General features: G+C 68.2%; 1 protein-coding gene. It reads right to left on the bottom strand.

Going from position 1 to position 255, the window contains the following annotated elements; all coding sequences use genetic code 11:
- On the bottom strand, nt 1-255 hold a 255-nt coding region (locus GSY69_RS13955; protein ID WP_160954414.1), incomplete at both ends, for an IS3 family transposase.

Raw genomic sequence — 255 nt, 5'->3', positions numbered from 1 at the left:
AGCAGGTCGGGGAACTTCGAAGCTGTCTTGTCCTGCCGTGTGAGCCCGTTCCGGCGCTTGATCCGGCGCGCGACCAGCCCCTGGCGGCGCATGGAGTCCGCGACCGTCTTCTCGCTGACCTCCCACCCGTCGTCGCGCAGGTCGGCGTGCAGCCGAGGCGAACCGTGTAGACCACGCTTCTTGGCGAACATCACCTTCACGGCCCGGTCGATGGTGTCGCGGCGTCGGTCCATCGCGGTGAACAGGCCGCTGGAC

Origin of the sequence: Brevibacterium rongguiense (assembly GCF_009857845.1) — a bacterium.
In the GTDB taxonomy this organism is placed as follows: domain Bacteria; phylum Actinomycetota; class Actinomycetes; order Actinomycetales; family Brevibacteriaceae; genus Brevibacterium; species Brevibacterium rongguiense.
The sequence above is the reverse complement of the archived record's forward strand: the minus strand, read 5'-3'. Positions and strand labels throughout refer to the sequence as shown.